The following is a 20,381-nucleotide window of genomic DNA, read 5'->3' as shown; positions in this document are numbered from 1 at the left end:
GACGATGACCGAGGAAAACAAAAATGACTATCAAGACCGCTGCTGCTGGTGCTGCTCTCGCTTTTGCCGCTGCTACGATGTTTGCCGGTGTTTCGACTACCGCTACGGCTGCTGATGCCAACGTTCACTGCTACGGCGTCAATGCCTGCAAAGGCCAGAACGACTGCAAGACCAAAGATCACGCCTGCAAAGGTCTGGGCACCTGCAAAGGCATGGGCTTCAAGGCCATGACTCAAGCGGCTTGCGAAAAAGCAGGTGGCAAGGTCGGCGAATAACTGACCGCAAGTGCCGCCGCAGTGGTTCACGCCACTGCGGCCACTTTTAGCAGGAGTCCGACATGTCAGCTTCGCTTCCTTTCCTGGGTTACGGCCTCGGTTTACGCAGCGCTTATTATCAGCAGATCCTCGAACAGTCGCCGGACGTCGACTGGTTTGAAGTGGTCTCCGAAAATTTCATGGTGCAGGGCGGCAAGGCCCTGTATTACCTGGATGCCATCGCCGAGCGCTATCCACTGGTGATGCATGGTGTGTCCTTGTCCATCGGTGGGCCGCATGCCCTCGATCCGGACTATCTAAAAAAACTCAAGCAACTGGCTGAGCGGGTCAAACCGGCATGGGTCTCCGATCACCTGTGCTGGAGCCGTGGCAACGCCCATCAGTTGCACGATTTGCTGCCGCTGCCCTATACCGCAGAAAGCCTTGAATACATCGCCGGCCGTGTGTCGCAGGTTCAAGATGTCTTGCAGCGGCCGCTGGTGCTGGAGAACGTCTCCAGCTATGTGCGCGCCGCGTCGGACGAGTTCAGCGAATGGGAATTTCTCGCGGCCCTGAGCCGGGAGAGTGGCTGCGAGTTGTTGCTCGACGTTAATAATGTCTACGTCAGTTCGCGCAATCACGGCTTCGATCCATGGGCGTTCATTCAAGGTTTGCCGGCAGAAAAAGTGCGCCAACTGCATCTGGCCGGGCACAACGACTACGGTGATTACGTCATCGATACCCATGACCATCCGGTGAGCGATCCAGTTTGGGCGCTGTATCAACGCACGCTGGAACACATCGGCCCGGTGGCGACCTTGCTGGAACGCGACGATCATTTCCCGCCGTTCGAAGAGCTGCTTGCCGAGCTGCACAAGGCCCGCGAGTTGGGTGATACGGTTCTGGCCGGGAGACAGCAATGCGCTTGAAGGAATGGCAACTGGCGTTCGAAGCGTTTCTGCTGGATGCCGCGCCGGCCGATCGCGCCTTGGCCGACAGCCTGATCGGCGGGCCGACGCTCGACGTCGGTACTGGCCTGGCGATTTATCACAACGCTTACGCGGCGCGTTTGCTGGAAGTGCTGACCCACGATTTCCCGGCTATTCATTATTGGATGGGCGATGAAGAATTCGATCTGCTCGCCACCGCGTACATTCGCCACTATCCGTCGGCGCATTACAGTCTGCGTTGGCTGGGCAAAGGTTTTGAAGCGTTTATCCGCGACCATCTGGTGCCCGAGCAAAGCGCGCCGCTGGCGGAACTGGCCGCGCTGGAATGGGCGTTCACCCTGGCGTTCGATTCACCGGCTGGCAACCCGCTGACGATCAATGCGATGGCGACGCTGGCGCCGGAAGAGTGGCCGACCTTGCAGTTCAAACCGACGCCTTCGCTGCAATGGCTGGCGTGTGAATTCAACAGCGTCGCGATTTGGCGCTCGGTAAAGGATGAAGCGGATTTCCCGCACAGCGTGGCACTCGAAACACCTCAGGTCTGCGTGATCTGGCGTCACGAGTTGGTCTGCAACTATCGCAGTCTGGATAGCGCTGAAGCGAATGCATTGAACGGGTTGTTGAACGAAGGCTGGAGTTTCTCCGAACTGTGCGAGGCGTTAGCAGTCATCTATGGTGAGGACGCTGCGCTGCAAGCTGTTACGTGGTTGAAACAGTGGGTTCAGGATGGCTTGCTGGAGCGTCTGCAACGATAGTTTTGGCTAATTAAATCGATAGCCTGCTATTTTTCAAGGATGGTCTACCCTCAGATCTGACGGTCTGAAACAAGGGGGATTTTCCATGCTCGCGCAACTTCCACCGGCCTTACAGAATCTGCAGCTACCGCTTCGCTTGCGACTCTGGGATGGCCATGAGTTCAATCTGGGGCCGGCGCCCAGCGTCACCATCGTGGTCAAGGACCCGCAGATGGTCACCCAGTTCACCCATCCCAGCCTCGATGCGCTCGGAGCGGCATTCGTTGAAGGCAAGCTCGAACTGGAGGGCTCGATCAGCGAGGTCATCCGGGTCTGCGACGAATTGAGCAACGCGTTGCTCGGTGACGATGACGACAATCAGCCGGTGCGGGCCTTGCACGACAAGGAAACCGACGCCAAAGCCATTTCCTACCACTACGACCTATCCAACGCGTTCTACCAGCTCTGGCTGGACAGCGACATGGCGTATTCCTGCGCGTATTTCGAAACGGGCAGCGAAACTCTGGAGCAGGCGCAGCAAGCCAAATTCCGCCATTTATGCCGCAAGCTACGTTTGCAGCCGGGCGAATACTTGCTGGATGTCGGTTGCGGTTGGGGTGGGCTGGCACGTTTTGCCGCACGCGAATTCGGCGCGAAAGTCTTCGGCATCACCTTGAGCAAAGAACAACTGGAACTGGCGCGCGAGCGAGTAAAAGCCGAGGGCCTCGAAGACCAGGTCGAACTGCAACTCCTCGACTATCGCGACCTGCCGCAGGATGGCCGTTTCGATAAGGTGGTCAGCGTCGGCATGTTCGAGCATGTCGGCCACGCCAATCTCGCCGAGTACTGCAAAACCCTGTTCGGCGCGGTGAAGGAGGGCGGTCTGGTGATGAACCACGGCATCACCGCCAAGCACACGGATGGCCGTCCGGTGGGACGCGGCGCTGGCGACTTTATCGAGAAATACGTATTCCCCAACGGCGAGCTGCCGCACCTGTCGATGATCTCGGCGGAGATCAGCGAAGCGGGGCTGGAGATTGTCGACGTCGAAAGCCTGCGCCTGCACTACGCGCGCACACTGGATCACTGGAGCGAACGGCTCGAGGACAACCTCGAAGCCGCCGGCAAACTGGTGCCGGATCAGTCGTTGCGCATCTGGCGTTTGTACCTGGCCGGTTGTGCTTACGCCTTCGCGCGCGGCTGGATCAATCTGCACCAGATTCTCGCGGTGAAAGCACATCCGGATGGCAGCCACGAACTGCCATGGACACGCGACGACATCTATAACCCCTAAACCCTTTTCCTCTCCTTAGGGAGAGGGGGCTTTAGAGAATCGGTGAAATAAGCCGGGCGATCCGCATGCCGAGTTGTTGCAGGCGGTGGATCTCCCGGCTTTCTTCTTTGGCGACTTCATCAGACTGCGCGAAGTCGTCGTTGAGCATCTGTTCCACGTCGGCGGCGAACGCACTGTCGACCGTCAGCAACATCACTTCGAAATTCAGCCGGAACGAACGGTTGTCCAGATTGGCGCTGCCAATCGCGCTGATCTCGCTGTCGATCAACACCACTTTCTGATGCAGAAACCCTGGACGGTAACGGAACACCCGCACGCCGGCGCGCACCGCTTCGAATGCATAAAGGCTGGAAGCGGCGTAGACGATGCGGTGGTCGGGGCGCGAAGGCAGTAGCAATCGCACATCGACACCGCGCAACACCGCCAGTCTTAACGCGGCGAAAACCGCTTCATCGGGGATGAAATACGGGCTGGTGATCCACACCCGTTCCGTTGCCGCGTGGATCGCTTCGACGAAAAACAGCGAGCAGGTTTCGTACGCATCGGCCGGGCCGCTGGCGAGCAATTGGCAGAGCACGCCGTCTTCGGGGTATTCATCCGGCAGGATCAGCGGCGGCAGGGTGCGTGCGGCCCAGAACCAGTCTTCGGCAAACGATTCCTGCATGCACGCCACCACCGGACCACGCACTTTGACGTGGGTATCGCGCCACGGTGCCAGCGGTGGTTTTTCGCCCATGTATTCATCGCCGACGTTGTGCCCGCCGACGAAACCGACCACGCCATCGACCACGACGATCTTGCGGTGGTTACGGAAGTTGACCTGAAAGCGGTTGAGCCAGCCGCTGCGCGTGGCGAAAGCTTTGACCTCGACACCGCCATCACGCAGCGCCTGCACGTAACTGTGGGGCAGGGCATGGCTGCCGATGCGGTCGTAGAGCAGGTGAATGGTCACGCCATCGGCAGCTTTCTTCAGCAGCAGATCACGCAGGCGCTGGCCGAGGCGGTCATCGTGGATGATGAAAAACTGGATCAGCACCGCTTCCTTGGCCTGCTCGATGGCGTGGAAAATCGACTCGAATGTCGCCGTGCCGTTGATCAGCAGCTGCACTTCGTTGTTCGCCAGACACGGCATGCGCCCAAGCTTGGGCATCGCCCGCAGTGAGGCGTAGGCATTCGAGGCGCGCGCGGTCAGGGCTTCTTCCACCCAAGGCCGCCAGTTCAGTTCGGAAATGGCCTGACGCATTTGTTCGTTGGCCTGACGCCGCGCCTTGATGTAGCCATCAAACGTGCTGCGGCCGAACACCAGGTACGGAATTAGCGTGAGGTAGGGAATAAAGATCAGCGACAATGCCCAGGCGATCGAGCCTTGAGCCGTGCGCACGGTGAGCACCGCGTGAAGGGCGGCGATCAAGCCGAGGGTGTGTATCAGGGCAATCAGGTAACCGAAAATGTGCGGTCCAAAATAATCCATGGGGCAGCCTTGCTCCGGAAGATTCAATGCTTAACAGACCATGTTCTGTCGCGATTGTCGCTATTTAATTGGTGCATGAACCGAAGCAATCGGCCGACGTCTAACGGCCACTACTGATCAGGAGTTTTTCGATGAACGTTCGTCTGCTGGGTTTGGCGCTGGGTCTGGGTTTGGCTTTGCCGGTGGTTGCTCAGGCGCAGATGCTGCAGCCGGGTCTGTGGGAAATGACATCGAGCAACGTCAAGGTCGATGACCAGCCTATGGATGTGCAATCGATCCTCGGTCAACTGCAAGGGCAGATGACCCCGCAACAGCGCGCGGCGCTGGAGAAAAACGGCATCAATATCGGCGGCAAAGGCATCCGCGCCTGCCTGACGCCAGAGCAGGTGGCGACCAACGATATTCCGTTGGCCGACCCGCAGTCGGGCTGCAAACAGCAGATCACCGATCGCACCGGCAACCAGTGGAAATTCCGCTTCAGCTGCCCGAAAGCACAGGGCACCGGCGTCGCGACGTTCCTCAGTGATCGTGAATTCACCACGGTGGCGAACGGCACGTTCAATGCGATCGGGATCAACCAGAAGGGCAGTCTGGAAACCCGTGCGGTCTGGCTCGGCCAGGATTGCGGCGCTGTGAAACCCCGCGCTTAATGCGATCCCTGTAGGAGCTGCGGCACGCTGCGATCTTTTGATCTTTATTGCCAAAAACAAGATCAAAAGATCGCAGCCTCGTTGCACTCGTCAGCTCCTACAGGGTTTTTGAATCAGCGCATGAATCGTAGCGCTAGCCCGCGACATCCTTCATTCACCCGTCCCTCCCGCCACGCAATCTGCCCCGACACAATCGTCGAATTCACCCGATGCCGAAAGCTGCGCCCGGCAAACGGCGTCCATCCGCACTGCGACAGAATCGGCTGCCGATCGACCTCCAGCCTCTGCGCTTCAACCAACACCAGATCCGCCCAATACCCTTCACGCAAATAGCCACGATCCGGAATCGCAAACAGATCCGCGACGCGATGGCTGGTCTTCGCCACTAACGTCGTGACCGGCAAAACCCCATCCGCCACCAACTCCATCAGCGCCGGCAACGCATGCTGCACCAGTGGCAATCCCGACGGCGCCTGTGCGTAAGGCCGCTGCTTTTCTTCCCAGGTATGCGGTGCATGATCGCTGCCAATAACGTCCAATCGATTGCTGTTCAAAGCCTCCCGCAAAGCATCACGATCGTTCTGACTCTTGATCGCCGGGTTGCACTTGATCAGGTTGCCGAGGCTTGGATAGTCGCGATCATCGAACAACAAATGATGCAGACACACTTCAGCGGTGATGCGTTTCTGCGCCAACGGTTTGTCCTCAAACAACGCCAACTCTCGCGCGGTGGTCAGGTGCAAAACGTGAAGGCGTGTGCCGTGACGTTTCGCAAGTTCCACCGCCAGTGATGAGGATCGATGACACGCCTCGGCATTACGAATGAGCGGGTGAGCGGCGGAAGGAATACGATCGCCGAACAGCTCGCGCAGATTGGCCGCGTTAGCGTCGATGCTTGGTGTGTGTTCGCAATGCGCCAGCAGGATGGTCGGCAGTTCGGCGAACAGTCGCTCAAGGATCTGCGGATCATCCACCAGCATGTTGCCGGTCGACGCGCCCATGAACACTTTCACCCCGGCCACTTCACACGGATTGAGCGCAGCCACCGTATCGAGATTGTCCCGACTCACGCCAAAGTGAAATCCGTAATTGGCCACCGAGTTGATCGCCGCCCGACGCTTTTTATCCGCCAGTGCTTCGAGGGTGAGGGTGGCCGGGTTGGTGTTGGGCATGTCCATGAAGCTGGTGATGCCACCGGCGACCGCCGCGCGCGACTCGGTGTGAATGCTGCCCTTGGCCGGCGCACCCGGTTCACGGAAATGCACCTGATCATCGATCATCCCCGGCAGTAACCATTGGCCGTTGGCGTCGATTTCCACTGAGGCGTTTTCACCTTCAATGCTTCGCGCAATTTTGACGATGCGCCCGTTGCTGACCAACAGATCGCCGTCAAACTCGCGCCCTTCGTTGACCATTCTGGCGTTGCGAATCAGCACGCTGCTCATGGTTTCAGAACTCGTTCTGCAAGGCTTTGTAGCCGCGCACCAGATCGACATTGGTGCGCGCCACGTCTTCGGAAAACTCCGAAGCGCTGACGCTCACCGGCGGGAATAACGAGAGGTCGGTGTTCGGGCCGATGCGGGTGGTGGAGGGCACGTAGAACGCGTCCGGCAAATCGCGACCATCGACCACCGAGTTGTGCCGTACCACGCAGCCGTTGCCGACGATGCAGTTGAACAGCACGCTGTTGAAACCGATGAACACGCGGTCGCCAACCACGCATGGGCCATGCACGATGGAGCGGTGGGCGATGGAACTGAACTCGCCGATGGTCACCGCCGCACCGGATTTTGAGTGAATCACCACGCCGTCCTGGATGTTCGAATTGGCGCCGATGGTGATCGGCTCCATCTCGCCCGAGGCGTCCACTTCGTCGGCGCGTATTACTGCGTAGGGGCCAACGAAAACGTTCTCGCCAATCACCACTTTGCCGCAGATGATCGCGGTTTTATCGACGTAAGCCGACTCGGCGATTTGCGGTAAATCACCTGAAGGATTCTTGCGGATCATGGTTTGCTCAGCGCGTCGTAAAGGGTGTTGAGGTTGTATTCGAACAGGCCGGTGAAGGTGCTGGCCGGGCCGCTGGCGGCGAGGGCGTCGGAGTACAACGTGCCGCCGATGTGCGCGCCGCTTTCATCAGCGATCTGCTTGAGCAAGCGAGCGTCCTTGATGTTTTCCATGAACACCGCTTTGACCTTGGCCTGACGAATCTGGGTGATCAGCGCAGCGACTTCGGCGGCCGAGGGTTCACGCTCGGTGGACAAACCCTGTGGCGCCATAAAGTCGATGCCATAGGCCTGACCTAGATAACCGAAGGCATCGTGGCTGGTGACGATCTTGCGATTGCCCGGCGGCAGCGAACCGAGCTTGGTTTTGGCTTCGGCGAGCAGGGCGTAGATCTGCTTCAGATAGGCTTGGCTGTTGCGTTGGTAGTCGGCCTTGTTCGCCGGGTCGGCAGCGATCAGCGCCTTGGTGATGTTGGCAATGTACAACTCGGTGTTCGCCAGATTGTGCCAAGCGTGCGGGTCGGGAACGGTTTCGCCGTCCTCATCCAGAGAGCGTGGAATCACGCCATGGCTGGCACTGATGACCCTAGCTTTGGTCTCGGTGCTGGTCACCAGTCGATCCAGCCACGGCTCGAAACCGAGGCCGTTCTTGATGATCAGTTTGGCGCCGAGTAACGCTTTGGCATCGTCCGGCGTCGGCTCGTAAGTGTGTGCGTCGGCGTCCGGGCCGACCATGTTGGTGATCTGGATATGCTCGCCGCCGACCTGATGCACCATGTCGCCGAGAATGCTGAAGCTGGTCACCACCGGTAATTTTTCTGCCGCCGACAATGACATCGACAGCAGCAGACTGAACAACACGAGTAGAGCGCGCATCGGGAAACACCTCATTGGGATGTGAGCAAGGGCGGGCGGCGCAGCAGACCGTGAACCGGCCCGAACACCACCGACAACAGATAGCCGACGCCTGCGACCAGCACGATGGCCGGGCCGCTTGGCAGCGAGTAGTAGAACGACAGGAGCAAACCGAACCACACCGAGAGGCAACCGATGACGGCGGCGATGCCAATCAGCATCGGTAAACGACGGCTCCAGAATCGCGAAGCAGCGGCGGGGAGCATCATCAGCCCGACGACCATCAGCGCACCGATGGCCTGAAAACCGATCACCAGATTGAGCACCACCAGCGTCAGGAACACACCGTGGGCGAGTGGGCCGAGGCGGCTGACGGTTCTCAGGAACAGTGGGTCGAGGGTGTCGAGCAGTAGCGGTTTGTAGATCAACGCCATGGCGATCAGGCTGAATCCCGAGACCCACAACATGCCGGTTAGGGTCGGGCCGTCGACGGCCAATGCTGAGCCGAACAGCAGGTGAAGCAGGTCGAGGCGTTTGCCGGCGATGCCGAGAATCAGCACACCGCTGGCGAGGGAGATCGGGTAGATCGCGGCGAGGCTGGCGTCTTCGCGCAAACCGGTGCGGCGGGTGATCCATGCGGCGAGTCCGGCCATGCTCAGACCGGCGCCGAGGCCGCCGAGTGTGAGTGCGGGAAGGCTCAGGCCGGCGAACCAGAATCCCAGCGCGGCGCCGGGGAGGATGCCGTGGGCGACGGCGTCACCGATCAGGCTCATCCGTCGCAGGATCAAAAACACACCGAGTGGTGCCGTACTGCACGCCAAGACCAGGCCGCCGAGCAGGGCGCGGCGCATGAACACGAACTCGTTGAACGGTTGCCATAAGTGGGCGACGGCGAGCATCAGGCCACCTGCGTGTGAGGGGTTTGCCGGATCAGTTCTACGCTGGCGCCGTACACGCATTCGCGGTTTTTGATCAGCAAGGTCTGCGGGATGTGTTGGCGCACGGCGGCGAGGTCATGGCAAACGACGACCAGTGTTCGGCCTTCGTTGCGCCAGGCGTGGATGTGCTGCCAGAGCAGCTGCTGGCCAAGTTCGTCAAGGGCGGCATGGGGTTCGTCGAGGAGCAGAACCGGGGCATCGGTCAGGCTCAAACGAGCGAGCAGTGCGCGTTGTAATTCGCCGCCGGAGAGGGCCATGAGCGGACGCTGTTCGAGTCCGCTGAGGTGCCAGTTTTCCAGTGCGTCTTTCAGGCGTTGTGCGCGCAGTTGGGTGGAGAGTCGGCGTCCCCAGAAACCAGCGGCGATCAGTTCCTCGAGGCTGATGGGGAATTGGCGGTCGAGGTGCTGTTGTTGGGGCAGGAACGACAAGCCGCTTTGACGTGGAACACTCAGGCTGACTTTGCCTGCCAAAGGTTTTTGCAGCCCGGCGATGACTTTCAGAAGGCTGCTTTTGCCACAGCCGTTGGCACCGATGATGGATGTGAGAGTGCCGCTTTCCAGCTCTAGATTCAGGGGTGTGGTCAGCGGTTGACCGGGTGCGCCCCAGCTCAGGGATTGGCAGCGGATCATGCTTGCTCACGCTGCCAGTGGCTTTCCGCGACGGCGTCGTGGGCGTGAAGGCTCTCTGCGTGGATCACTCGCAGATGGAATTGGTTAACCCCGGGTGTACGGCGAAGGGCGAGATTCAATCGTCGTGCTGCGTCTTCGCAGAACATCAGGTTCTGCCCGTTGGCGAGGGCGAAGGCTTGCTCGTCGGCGCGTTTAACTGCGGTTTGTACGGCGGTGCCTAGGGCGGCTTCGGCGTCGTTGATGATCGCGCTCAGAGGTAATTCATCGATGAATTCGTCGAGGTGCACATGCAGTTGTGCGGTGCTGCGTTGGCTGTGAGGTGTGGCGATGATGCCCTGGGTCGAGCCGAGCCAGGCCAGAATGTCTGCGTGCTGAAGGGCTTTATTGGCGAAGTCGTCGACGAATTGTTGCTGGATTAACTGTCGAGCCAAGGCTGCTGAACACGGGCAAGTCGAAGAGTAGGGCACTTCAATTTTGAGTTCCACGTGGAACATCTTGTTTTTCAGACTGGCTGAAATGGTCGCGGGATAGGATTTCCAACCGGCCAATGGACTGATCAACGCAGGACGTTTCAGCAGTAAATCGGTGTGGATATTCAGGTAGGCGCAGCTGGATAAACCTTCGTGACTATCCAGAAAACGCTTGAGCACTTGGTGCAGCAGAGCGGGGGAAAGGCTCTCTTGTTCCAGTTTTTCCAGCGCCAGATAGAGGCGTGACATGTGAATCCCGCGAGCCTCGCCGTCATCCAGACTCACTCCCGCATCAGCTTTCGCACTCAAGCGTTGGCCTTCCAATAAAACAGGTAATGCGATGCCGTGCATGCCCACCCATTCGAGGGGCAAGGCTTGGCGAGCGGACTGCGCGGCGATATCCGGAAGTGTCAGCGAATTCATGTTCGGAACCATGGTGTTGAATGAATTGGATGTTACATTATAACAATGCAATCCACGATGCCTTTTTCATGAACAGGTTTTCATATGCACAGACGCCATCTGCTCAATTTGATTCTGGCGAGCGCTGCCTTCGCCCTTCCGTTCAGTGTTTCGGCCGCGCAGATTCGTAACGCGCGGCTTTGGCGTTCTGATGAGAAGTTGCGATTGGTCTTCGATTTGAGCGGGCCTGTGCGCTACAAGACCTTCACCCTCAGTGCTCCAGAACGGCTAATCATCGATGTGTCCGGCGCAAATCTAAGCGGGGATTTCAGTCAGTTGACGCTGAACGGCACGGTAATCCGGTCGATTCGATCCGGGCCTTTTGGTCAGGGAGACACGCGGATAGTTCTCGATCTGAGCAAACCAGTGCTGCTGAACAGCTTCCTTTTGGCGCCGCAGGATGGCCAAAGTCATCGGTTGGTTCTGGATTTAGTCACTGCGAAAACGTCGCCAGTGACCACAATGGTTCCACGTGAAACACCCAAGATCGGCGCTCATCCTAAGCGCGACATCATCGTAGTCGTCGATCCAGGACATGGCGGAAAGGATCCCGGTGCGGTCGGCGCGAAAGGTGAGCGGGAGAAAGATGTGGTGCTTTCCATCGCTCAGCTACTCGCCAAACGCCTGAAAAAGGAAAAAGGATTCGACGTAAAACTGGTGCGCAATGACGACTTCTTCGTGCCTTTACGAAAGCGCGTGGAGATTGCCCGTCAGCACAAAGCCGACATGTTTATCTCGGTGCATGCCGATGCGGCGCCACGGCTGACAGCCTCCGGCGCCTCTGTGTATTGCTTGTCTGAAGGTGGCGCGACATCGGCGACGGCGCGCTTTATGGCGCAGCGGGAGAACGGAGCGGATCTACTTGGCGCTACCAGTCTGCTCAATCTCAAAGACAAAGATCCAATGCTCGCCGGGGTGATTCTCGACATGTCGATGAATGCGACCATTGCCGCCAGTCTGCAACTGGGCAACACCGTGCTGGGCAGTTTGGCGGGTATCACCACGCTGCATCAGAAGCGCGTGGAACAGGCTGGATTTGCCGTGTTGAAGTCGCCCGATGTGCCGTCGATTCTGGTGGAAACCGGCTTCATTTCCAATGTTCGCGACAGTCAGCGACTGGTCACGGCGCGGCATCAACAGGCCGTGGCGGATGGTTTGTTTGAGGGATTGCAGCGCTACTTCGAGAAAAATCCACCGATCAACAGCTATCTCGCCTGGCGACAGGAGCAGCAAAAAGCGCAGGTCTAGCAGCCGACGATTCGGCTGCAAGTGAATTTCGCACTGCTGCCGCCCGAGCTGGAGAAGCGATTAATGGTCGTCCAGCCGACGCGGCGGGTGTAGCCAACCCACGCTTCGCCATCAGAGGCGACACCGGTGAAGAATGTCAGTTGGCCAAAGCGACTGTTGGTTTGCGCCCAATAACGCTGCCCAATCTTTTCAAATCCACGCAGGTAAAGCGTATTGCCGAGAGTGTTGACGCTATACGCATTGCCCTCGGCATCGATGCACGCCAGCAGATTAGCGCTACGTGTGCAGCTGGCCAGCGGCGGCAACTGCGCCGACGCATTGCCAGCAATCAGCAATCCAAGGCTCAACAACGAGCATTTCAGCGCAGTTTTCATTACCAATTCCGCGTGTGGGATGGGCTCAGCTTCCTGCTGTTTATCGCTCAGGGCAAGAGCAGGGCTGGTTTATTCGTGTTGTTATACTATAACATAAATAATAACTGAGCCTGAGCAGGCCGATTTCAAGCGTTTAGCTTCAACGAAACCCTCGTATGAAGCCTCAAAACGCCAAGCGCTAGTGAATGCGTCAATCGGCTGCCTTCCTATGAGGATTATCCAATGTCAGCCGAATTGCCCGTCACCGTACTTTCAGGATTTTTGGGCGCCGGAAAAAGTACACTTTTGAATTACGTACTACGTAATCGAAAGGGCCTTCGCGTCGCAGTCATCGTCAATGATATGAGCGAGATCAATATCGATGGCAGCGAAGTCCAGCGTGATGTCAGCTTAAACCGCGCAGAAGAAAAAATAGTCGAAATGAGCAACGGCTGTATCTGCTGTACGTTACGCGTAGACTTGCTCGAAGAAGTCAGCAAACTCGCCCGGGAAGGGCGCTTCGATTATTTGCTGATCGAATCCACCGGCATCTCCGAGCCGTTACCGGTCGCTGAAACCTTCACCTTCCGCGATGAACACGGGCAAAGCCTCTCCGACATCGCGCGTCTCGACACCATGGTCACTGTAGTCGACGGTGTGAATTTCCTGCCGGACTACCAGGCGGCAGAAAGCCTCGCCTCCCGTGGCGAAATTCTTGGCGAGGAAGACGAGCGCTCGATCACCGACCTGTTGATCGAACAGATCGAGTTCGCCGACGTGCTGTTGATCAGCAAGATCGACCTGATCAGCCAGCCCGAGCGTGAGGAATTGATCGCCATCCTCAAACGCCTCAACGCCCAGGCCGAGATCATTCCGATGGTCATGGGCGAAGTGCCGTTGGAGAAGATCCTCAACACCGGTCGCTTCGATTTCGACAGAGCCGCGCAAGCACCGGGCTGGCTGCAGGAATTACGCGGTGAGCACGTTCCGGAAACCGATGAATACGGCATCGCTTCCACAGCCTATCGCGCGCGCAGACCCTTTCACCCTGAGCGATTCTTCAACTTCATCGATCGTCCGTGGCTGAACGGAAAATTGCTGCGCTCCAAAGGATTTTTCTGGCTGGCGAGCAAACCCACAGACGCCGGTAGTTGGTCGCAGGCCGGCGGCTTGATGCGCCACGGTTTTGCCGGGCGCTGGTGGCGTTTCGTGCCGAAAAACCAGTGGCCGCAGGATCAGGAAAGTACCGCCGCGATCATGGAAAACTGGATACCGAGCGTAGGAGATTGCCGTCAGGAACTGGTGTTCATCGGTCAGAACATCGATTTCCTACAGCTCTCCGACGAATTGGACGACTGCCTGCTCACCGATGAAGAGATGGCCCTCGGCGTAGACGGCTGGCGATTGCTGGCGGATCCGTTCGGCCCTTGGCATGAAGAGGCCGCCTGATGCTCGCCCTCAAACTCATGCAAAACCGTACGCGCCATCAGCACCAAGGGCCGACACCTGAAACGCTGACGAAAATCCTCCAGGACGACACCAACCTCGCCGTGTGGCAGCGGCAATTGCCGTTGCACATCAGCGATTTCGCTCAGTTACTGCTATCGCTCAACGAACCGTTGGCGGAATCACTGTGCCTGGAGTTGCCGAAAGAGGACGCCGAGCCTGACCTGACCGGGTTGGCCTCAGGCTTCCGTGATCTGGAAGGTTACGAAGGCTTTATCGCTGACCTGAAATGGCTGGTCAGCGCCTTCGCCTGTTTGCTGGGCGCCAAGCGCATCGGCCTGCGCCTGCGGGTGCTCGATAAAGCCATGTGCCCGCGATTTCATGTCGATCACGTGCCGGTGCGACTGATCACCACCTACGCCGGCGTCGGCAGCCAATGGCTGAAGGAAGGCACGATGGATCGCCAGCAACTGGGGCAGGCCAACGCCGAATCCCAAGCGCAAATCCAGCAACTCAACAGCGGCGACGTCGCGCTATTGAAAGGCGAGAAATGGCACGGCAATGAAGGCTTCGGTCTCATCCATCGCTCACCGCAACCGGCCGCTGGCGAGCGTCGTTTGATACTGACCCTCGACTGGCTCGGTTAAGGCTTGAGCCACGACCCTTGGCTCTGGCCTTCGCAATACGGCTTTAAATACGCTGCATCGGCGGCGACGCCGTAATAGTGGATGTCCTGGCGGTAAGGCATATTGGCGACTTGCGCGTTGCTGCACACGCCAAACGCACCGGTCGGGCACTGATCGACGTATTGCACGTCGACTTTCTGCCCGGCCAGCGTCGGTTGGCAGAAGCCATCGTTGAACAGTTTCTGCGGAATGTTGCGGTTCTGCTGACAGACTTTGACGTCGAGCCGCTCGCCCTGACTGTGCACCACGCAGGCCTGAGCCCACGCTTCGCTCGACAGCAGCGCCAACAGCAACGACCATCCCATCCAACGCATCTTCGAATCTCCCAAGAAAACTCCCGGCCATGTTGCAGAACATTCCTACCCATGTCATTGCTGGCCCTTTGGGCGCCGGCAAGACCAGCCTGATTCGCCAGCTCATGGCCCAGCGGCCAGAGGGCGAGCGTTGGGCAGTACTGATCAATGAATTCGGCCAGATCGGCCTCGACGCCGCGCTGCTGACCAGCGACGCCGATGGTATCGCACTGGGCGAAGTGGCCGGGGGCTGCCTGTGCTGCGTCAATGGCGCGCCGTTTCAGATCGGCCTCGGGCGTTTGTTGCGCAAGGCCAGGCCCGATCGATTGTTTATCGAACCGTCCGGGCTGGGGCATCCGGCGCAATTGCTCAAACAGTTAAATGAGGCGCCATGGCTGGGTGTGCTGGCGGTGCAGCCTTGTGTGTTGGTGCTGGATGCTCAGGCGCTTGAGGCGGGGAAAGCGTTGCCGGCGGCGCAGCGGGAAGCGTTGGAAAGCGCAGGCCTGTTGCTGTTGAACAAGGCTGAAACTCTCGATGAACCGGCTCGGGCAAAAATCGCCAGCCAGTTGCCGCCAGTCCGGTTGATCTGGACGCAACAGGCGCAACTATCGCTCAGCGAATTGCCGGGCCTGGCTGCACAAGCGGTCAGCGGTGTGGATAACTTGGTCGTACCCAAGGGATTAGGGCAGATGCCGGCCGTCTGGAGCGATCCGACGCTGCCGTTTTGCCTGAGTCAGGCGCAGGAGGGAGGCTGGAGCATTGGCTGGCGTTGGCATCCGGGGCAGATGTTCAACAAGCAGCGCATTGCTGAGTGGCTGGCCAGCCTCAATTGGCAGCGGGCGAAACTGGTTATCCACAGCGCGGATGGCTGGGTGTCTGCGAATGCTTTGGATAATGCCGAGTTGAATTGGCAGGTAAGTGAGTGGCGGAGGGATTCGCGGATCGAGTTGATCTTCGGTGAGGCGCTGGATGTTGAGGTGTTGCAGCGGGGTTTGTCGGGGTGTCGGGAGGGGTAGATCAAAAGATCGCAGCCTTCGGCAGCTCCTACATGGGATTTATGTACGCCCTGTAGGAGCTGCCGAAGGCTGCGATCTTTTTATCTTTAGGGTTACCACTTCGTATGTTCCTGCCGCCACTGGCTCAGCTCGATAACTTCCGCCCGCGGCCGCTGCACCTCAACCACCGGCGGCGTATCGTCGAACGGTGCCGGGTAGGGCGCCAGCTCAATCTGCGCACTGTGCGCACCAAACTGGGTAATCGTGCCGTTATGCCGGGATTCGCCAGTCACGGTGAATTCGAAGTTGTAGACCCGCGCCAGCCGTCGGCGACCGTTGGCGTCCTTGATCAAACCGATCTTTTTCAGCGCGACGTTACCGTCCAGCAGCTCGACGCCGACGTTGATGCAATGCTGTTTGACCCGCGCCAGCGCGCGCTCGCGCAAGCCGTGGTTGTGCCACAGCCACGCGCCGGCCACGGCGAACAGCATCAGCACGAAGATGTTTTCGAGGGTCAGCATCAACATCAAACTCCAAAAGATAGCGTCAGCTTAACTGCGTCGCCGGTCTGTCGTACAGGCTGCGTTTCGTCGCATACTGCGCGGCTTGAATTTCAATCGTTTTACGGAATGCCCCGAATGAAACGTACGCCTCATCTGCTCGCCATTCAGTCCCACGTGGTGTTCGGCCACGCCGGCAACAGCGCTGCGGTTTTTCCGATGCAGCGGGTCGGCGTCAACGTCTGGCCGCTGAACACGGTGCAGTTTTCCAACCACACTCAGTATGGCCAGTGGACGGGTGAAGTGCTGGCGCCGCAGCAGATTCCCGAACTGGTCGAAGGCATCGCCGCGATTGGCGAGTTGGGCAACTGCGATGCGGTGCTGTCCGGTTATCTCGGCAGCGCGGCGCAGGGCCGGGCGATTCTCAGCGGCGTAGAGCGCATCAAGTCGGTCAACCCGAAGGCTCTGTATCTGTGTGATCCAGTGATGGGCCATCCCGAGAAGGGTTGCAGCGTGCCGACCGAGGTCAGCGACTTCCTGTTGGAAGAAGCGGCGGCCGTGGCCGACATCATGTGCCCGAACCAGTTGGAGCTGGACAGCTTTTCCGGGCGTAAACCGCAGTCGCTGTTCGATTGCCTGGCCATGGCGCGGGCGCTGCTGGCACGTGGGCCGAAAGCGGTGCTGGTCAAACATCTGGATTACCCGGGCAAACCGGCGGATGGCTTTGAGATGTTGCTGGTGACGGCTGAAGGCAGCTGGCATCTGCGTCGTCCGCTGCTGGCGTTTCCGCGTCAGCCGGTGGGCGTCGGCGATCTGACGTCCGGCCTGTTTCTGGCGCGGGTGCTGTTGGGCGATAGCCTGGTGGCAGCGTTCGAATTCACGGCGGCGGCGGTGCATGAAGTGTTGCTGGAGACCCAGGCGTGCGCCAGTTACGAGCTGCAGCTGGTGCGGGCGCAGGATCGGATTGCGCATCCGCGGGTGAAATTCGAGGCAACGGCGATCAGTCTGTAATCGCGTTATCGTTCAAAAAAGATCGCAGCCTGCGGCAGCTCCTACAGGGGAATACAAAACCCTGTAGGAGCTGCCGAAGGCTGCGATCTTTTGCTTTTGATCTCAGGCGTCGCCCTTGATCTCCTGATAGCGCTTCTCCAGCTCCTGACGAATCTGCCGACGCTGCTGCGCCTGCATATACCGACGCTTGTCTTCACTGTTCTGCGGTTGCAGTGGCGGCACGGCGGCCGGCTTGCGCTGGTCATCGACCGCGACCATGGTGAAAAAGCAGCTGTTGGTGTGGCGTACCGAGCGCTCGCGGATGTTTTCGGTGACGACTTTGATGCCGACTTCCATCGAGGTATTGCCGGTGTAGTTGACCGACGCGAGGAAGGTCACCAGTTCGCCGACATGGATCGGCTCGCGGAAAATCACCTGATCCACCGACAGCGTCACTACGTAACGGCCGGCATAACGGCTTGCGCAGGCGTAGGCCACTTCGTCGAGGTATTTGAGCAGGGTGCCGCCGTGGACATTGCCAGAGAAGTTGGCCATGTCGGGGGTCATCAGTACCGTCATCGACAGCTGGGCGTTTCCGGGTTCCATAACGTTCTCACGGATCAAGGCTGAATTCTGGAAGCACCTCTGCGGGTGCCTGGTCGCTTTTCAAAAGCACCGTTATCGGGACGCCGGGCGACGGGCCGCCGTCACGCCGGGATCGATCTGTTTCCATATATTGCACCGCCTTCCAGCCGCAAGTCGCGGTGTTAACCTGCAAAAGCCCCTCTCAAGGGCAATTCCCACACGAAAAGCGGATTTTTACTTCGCTCGCTCAGACTTTTCTGACGTCTGACTGCGAGCCTCGTCCATCAAGGAGCCCACGCCATGCATGCCATCAGTTTTATTCAGGATCTGGCAGTGATCATGTTGGTCGCGGGTGTGGTGACCGTGTTGTTCCACCGCTTCAAGCAACCGGTGGTGCTCGGCTACATCGTCGCCGGTTTCATCATTGGCCCGCACACGCCGCCGTTCGGCCTGATCCACGACGAAGAAACCATCAAGACTCTCGCCGAGCTTGGGGTGATTTTCCTGATGTTCTGCCTCGGGCTGGAGTTCAGCCTGCGCAAGTTGTTCAAGGTCGGCGCGACGGCGTTTATCGCGGCGTTTCTCGAAATCGTCCTGATGATCTGGATCGGTTACGAAATCGGCCGCTGGTTCGACTGGAACACCATGGACTCGCTGTTCCTCGGCGCGATTCTGGCGATCTCCTCGACCACCATCATCGTCAAAGCACTCAATGATCTGAAGATGAAAAACGAGCGCTTTGCGCAGTTGATCTTCGGCGTGCTGATCGTCGAAGACATCCTCGGCATCGGCATCATTGCGCTGCTATCCAGTATCGCCGTCAGCGGCACAGTCAGCTCTGGTGAAGTGTTTTCCACTGTTGGCAAACTGTCGCTGTTCATGATCGTCGCGCTGGTCATCGGCATTCTGCTGGTGCCGCGCCTGCTGGCTTATGTGGCCAAATTCGAAAGCAACGAAATGCTGCTGATCACCGTGCTAGGCCTGTGTTTCGGCTTCTGCCTGCTGGTGGTCAAACTTGAATACAGCATGGTGCTCGGCGCCTTCCTGATCGGCGCGATCATGGCTGAATCGCGGCAATTGCTGAAAATCGAACGATTGATCGAGCCGGTTCGCGATTTGTTCAGCGCAATCTTCTTCGTCGCCATCGGCTTGATGCTCGACCCGATGATCCTGCTGCAATACGCGTGGCCGATCGCGGTGATTACCGTCGCCGTGGTGCTCGGCAAGATGTTGTCCTGCGGCCTTGGCGCTTTTATCGCCGGCAATGACGGACGCACCTCACTGCGCGTGGGCATGGGTCTTTCACAGATTGGCGAATTTTCCTTCATCATCGCCGCGCTGGGCATGACCTTGCAGGTCACCAGCAACTTCCTCTATCCAGTGGCCGTGGCCGTTTCGGTGATCACCACGTTGCTGACCCCGTACCTGATTCGCGCGGCGGATCCGCTGTCGATCAAGTTGTCGAGCGCCATGCCCAAGCGTCTTGGGCGCGTACTGGGGATGTATGGCGAATGGCTGCGCAGCATTCAGCCGCAAGGCGAGGGCGCGATGCTGGCGTCGATTATTCGTAAGATCCTGCTGCAAGTCGGGGTCAATCTGGCTCTGGTGATCGCGATTTTCTTTACCGGCGCATTCTTCGCTGAACGTCTTTCGACCTGGCTGCAGGACTGGATCGCCGATCCTAGCTGGCAGAAGGCGTTGATCTGGGGCGGGGCATTGCTGGTGTCGTTGCCGTTCTTGATCGCCGCTTATCGCAAGCTCAAGGCGCTGTCGATGCTGCTGGCGGAGATGGGCGTGAAACCCGAGATGGCCGGGCGTCACACACAGCGAGTGCGCCGGGTGATCGCCGAAGTGATCCCGATTCTCTCGCTGCTGGTGATTTTCCTGCTGTTGTCAGCCTTGTCGGCCAGTATTTTGCCGACCAACAAGTTGCTGATGCTCATTGCCGTGGTCGCGGCCGCCGTGGCGGCGCTGCTCTGGCGCTGGTTCATCCGCGTGCACACGCGGATGCAGGTGGCGCTGCTGGAAACCCTCGACAACCACAAAGAGTCGTCGGGGCATTGATCGGCCGGGGCGGCTGGCCGATCAGCTTTCCAGCCAGACGTCCCGCGCCCAGTGCCACACCGACTCCCAGGATTCTTCGGTGATCAGCTCTTCTTCGCCCGACCACAGCACCACAGTGCCGTCTTCTTCGACGCAGTAGTAGTTCTCACCGTCCTGGCAGATCGGGATGAGGTCACGCGGTACGCCGATGTCCCACGCATTGGCCGCAACATCCGGCAAATAGGTGTGCGACTGCGGGTCGGTGACAGTTACTGGCTCCAGGCTGCCGTAGACCACATCGCTGACGGTCAGCAAAAATTCTTTGAAGACAAATGGGATGTTGATGAAGAGTTCTTCTTCGACTTCCACCAGTTGGTCTTCGTCAGGCAACTCCAAAGGAACCGGTACGGGTTCGTTGGCTTCGCGCAGTTGTTCGATAATTTCTTCCACGTCCGGGATCCTCTTGCTTGAATGGCGCGGTTTATATGGGCCGGTTTATACAGTAGCTCGCTATAGATGCAACCGCGAA

At 58.8% G+C, this 20,381-nt stretch carries 23 protein-coding genes; 11 read left to right on the top strand and 12 right to left on the bottom strand.

Features of this window, described 5'->3' with window-relative positions; genetic code table 11:
* Positions 1 to 23: 23 nt before the first annotated feature.
* From AD669_RS27165 to cfaB, 4 genes are all read left to right on the top strand, one after another.
* Entirely contained in the window at positions 24 to 275 is a 252-nt protein-coding gene (locus AD669_RS27165) for a hypothetical protein (RefSeq protein ID WP_053125233.1), read from the top strand.
* Between the two features lie 62 nt (positions 276 to 337).
* Positions 338 to 1,183 (top strand): DUF692 domain-containing protein, encoded by an 846-nt coding sequence (locus tag AD669_RS27160; protein WP_053125231.1) that lies wholly within the window; start codon positions 338 to 340, stop codon positions 1,181 to 1,183.
* On the top strand, positions 1,174 to 1,959 hold the full coding sequence (locus AD669_RS27155) for a DNA-binding domain-containing protein (RefSeq protein ID WP_053125229.1): 786 nt from the start codon (positions 1,174 to 1,176) through the stop codon (positions 1,957 to 1,959). The genes AD669_RS27160 and AD669_RS27155 overlap by 10 nt, the downstream gene beginning before the upstream one ends.
* Before the next feature lie 85 nt (positions 1,960 to 2,044).
* A complete protein-coding gene (gene cfaB, locus AD669_RS27150; protein WP_053125227.1) occupies positions 2,045 to 3,232 on the top strand; it encodes a C17 cyclopropane fatty acid synthase CfaB in 1,188 nt (395 codons plus the stop codon).
* Between the two features lie 31 nt (positions 3,233 to 3,263).
* Here the strand turns inward: cfaB and cls are convergent, their stop codons facing one another.
* A complete protein-coding gene (gene cls / locus AD669_RS27145; RefSeq protein ID WP_053125224.1) occupies positions 3,264 to 4,703 on the bottom strand; it encodes a cardiolipin synthase in 1,440 nt (479 codons plus the stop codon).
* A 131-nt stretch (positions 4,704 to 4,834) separates the two neighbouring features.
* Here cls and AD669_RS27140 point away from each other — a divergent pair, with 131 nt between their 5' ends.
* A complete protein-coding gene (locus AD669_RS27140; protein WP_034152149.1) occupies positions 4,835 to 5,353 on the top strand; it encodes a DUF3617 domain-containing protein in 519 nt (172 codons plus the stop codon).
* 113 nt (positions 5,354 to 5,466) lie between these two features.
* On the opposite strand, the gene AD669_RS27135 is transcribed toward AD669_RS27140, so the two are convergent.
* Genes AD669_RS27135 through folE2 form a run of 6 tightly spaced genes read right to left on the bottom strand, consistent with a single transcriptional unit; the run spans position 5,467 to position 10,674 of the window.
* Positions 5,467 to 6,798 (bottom strand): dihydroorotase, encoded by a 1,332-nt coding sequence (locus AD669_RS27135; protein ID WP_053125222.1) that lies wholly within the window; start codon positions 6,796 to 6,798, stop codon positions 5,467 to 5,469.
* A 4-nt stretch (positions 6,799 to 6,802) separates the two neighbouring features.
* The gene (locus AD669_RS27130) at positions 6,803 to 7,363 is read right to left on the bottom strand and encodes a carbonate dehydratase (protein WP_053125220.1); all 561 of its coding nucleotides are present in this window, start codon (positions 7,361 to 7,363) and stop codon (positions 6,803 to 6,805) included.
* Positions 7,360 to 8,235, bottom strand: a complete 876-nt coding sequence (locus AD669_RS27125; protein ID WP_053125218.1) for a metal ABC transporter substrate-binding protein — start codon at positions 8,233 to 8,235, stop codon at positions 7,360 to 7,362. Before AD669_RS27125 ends, AD669_RS27130 begins: the two co-directional genes overlap by 4 nt.
* An 11-nt stretch (positions 8,236 to 8,246) precedes the next feature.
* Complete coding sequence (locus AD669_RS27120; RefSeq protein ID WP_053125215.1) at positions 8,247 to 9,113, bottom strand: metal ABC transporter permease; 867 nt, start codon at positions 9,111 to 9,113, stop codon at positions 8,247 to 8,249.
* A complete protein-coding gene (locus tag AD669_RS27115; protein WP_053125213.1) occupies positions 9,113 to 9,781 on the bottom strand; it encodes a metal ABC transporter ATP-binding protein in 669 nt (222 codons plus the stop codon). Before AD669_RS27115 ends, AD669_RS27120 begins: the two co-directional genes overlap by 1 nt.
* The gene (folE2, locus tag AD669_RS27110; RefSeq protein ID WP_053125211.1) at positions 9,778 to 10,674 is read right to left on the bottom strand and encodes a GTP cyclohydrolase FolE2; all 897 of its coding nucleotides are present in this window, start codon (positions 10,672 to 10,674) and stop codon (positions 9,778 to 9,780) included. The genes AD669_RS27115 and folE2 overlap by 4 nt, the downstream gene beginning before the upstream one ends.
* 84 nt (positions 10,675 to 10,758) lie before the next feature.
* On the opposite strand from folE2, the gene AD669_RS27105 reads away from it, so the two are divergent.
* The gene (locus AD669_RS27105) at positions 10,759 to 11,961 is read left to right on the top strand and encodes an N-acetylmuramoyl-L-alanine amidase (protein WP_053125209.1); all 1,203 of its coding nucleotides are present in this window, start codon (positions 10,759 to 10,761) and stop codon (positions 11,959 to 11,961) included.
* Here the strand turns inward: AD669_RS27105 and AD669_RS27100 are convergent.
* On the bottom strand, positions 11,958 to 12,335 hold the full coding sequence (locus tag AD669_RS27100; RefSeq protein ID WP_053125205.1) for a hypothetical protein: 378 nt from the start codon (positions 12,333 to 12,335) through the stop codon (positions 11,958 to 11,960). The genes AD669_RS27105 and AD669_RS27100 overlap by 4 nt on opposite strands.
* 222 nt (positions 12,336 to 12,557) lie before the next feature.
* Between AD669_RS27100 and zigA the strand changes: the two genes are divergently transcribed.
* Both zigA and AD669_RS27090 read left to right on the top strand, forming a co-directional pair.
* Positions 12,558 to 13,763, top strand: a complete 1,206-nt coding sequence (gene zigA / locus AD669_RS27095) for a zinc metallochaperone GTPase ZigA (RefSeq protein ID WP_053125203.1) — start codon at positions 12,558 to 12,560, stop codon at positions 13,761 to 13,763.
* Complete coding sequence (locus AD669_RS27090) at positions 13,763 to 14,407, top strand: DUF1826 domain-containing protein (protein ID WP_053125201.1); 645 nt, start codon at positions 13,763 to 13,765, stop codon at positions 14,405 to 14,407. The genes zigA and AD669_RS27090 overlap by 1 nt, the downstream gene beginning before the upstream one ends.
* Here the strand turns inward: AD669_RS27090 and AD669_RS27085 are convergent.
* On the bottom strand, positions 14,404 to 14,760 hold the full coding sequence (locus AD669_RS27085; RefSeq protein WP_053125198.1) for a hypothetical protein: 357 nt from the start codon (positions 14,758 to 14,760) through the stop codon (positions 14,404 to 14,406). The two genes, AD669_RS27090 and AD669_RS27085, sit on opposite strands and share 4 nt — an antisense overlap.
* 29 nt (positions 14,761 to 14,789) lie before the next feature.
* On the opposite strand from AD669_RS27085, the gene AD669_RS27080 reads away from it, so the two are divergent.
* Positions 14,790 to 15,755, top strand: a complete 966-nt coding sequence (locus tag AD669_RS27080; RefSeq protein ID WP_053125196.1) for a GTP-binding protein — start codon at positions 14,790 to 14,792, stop codon at positions 15,753 to 15,755.
* Positions 15,756 to 15,847: 92 nt separating this feature from the next.
* Here AD669_RS27080 and AD669_RS27075 read toward each other — a convergent pair whose 3' ends face one another.
* Positions 15,848 to 16,255, bottom strand: a complete 408-nt coding sequence (locus tag AD669_RS27075) for a DUF3301 domain-containing protein (RefSeq protein ID WP_053125454.1) — start codon at positions 16,253 to 16,255, stop codon at positions 15,848 to 15,850.
* 117 nt (positions 16,256 to 16,372) lie between these two features.
* Here AD669_RS27075 and pdxY point away from each other — a divergent pair, with 117 nt between their 5' ends.
* Positions 16,373 to 17,245, top strand: a complete 873-nt coding sequence (gene pdxY / locus AD669_RS27070) for a pyridoxal kinase PdxY (RefSeq protein WP_053125194.1) — start codon at positions 16,373 to 16,375, stop codon at positions 17,243 to 17,245.
* A gap of 102 nt (positions 17,246 to 17,347) precedes the next feature.
* Here pdxY and AD669_RS27065 read toward each other — a convergent pair whose 3' ends face one another.
* Positions 17,348 to 17,830, bottom strand: coding sequence for an acyl-CoA thioesterase (locus AD669_RS27065; RefSeq protein ID WP_003229693.1), 483 nt, complete (start codon positions 17,828 to 17,830; stop codon positions 17,348 to 17,350).
* 279 nt (positions 17,831 to 18,109) lie between these two features.
* Here AD669_RS27065 and AD669_RS27060 point away from each other — a divergent pair, with 279 nt between their 5' ends.
* Complete coding sequence (locus AD669_RS27060; RefSeq protein WP_053125192.1) at positions 18,110 to 19,873, top strand: cation:proton antiporter; 1,764 nt, start codon at positions 18,110 to 18,112, stop codon at positions 19,871 to 19,873.
* 21 nt (positions 19,874 to 19,894) lie between these two features.
* Here the strand turns inward: AD669_RS27060 and AD669_RS27055 are convergent, their stop codons facing one another.
* Positions 19,895 to 20,302, bottom strand: a complete 408-nt coding sequence (locus AD669_RS27055; protein ID WP_008078852.1) for an SMI1/KNR4 family protein — start codon at positions 20,300 to 20,302, stop codon at positions 19,895 to 19,897.
* Positions 20,303 to 20,381 lie beyond the last annotated feature (79 nt).

It is taken from the genome of Pseudomonas sp. P1.31, from assembly GCF_001269815.1.
GTDB lineage: Bacteria > Pseudomonadota > Gammaproteobacteria > Pseudomonadales > Pseudomonadaceae > Aquipseudomonas > Aquipseudomonas rustica.
Note: the sequence above shows the minus strand (reverse complement) of the source record. Positions and strands in the feature narration are given on the sequence as shown.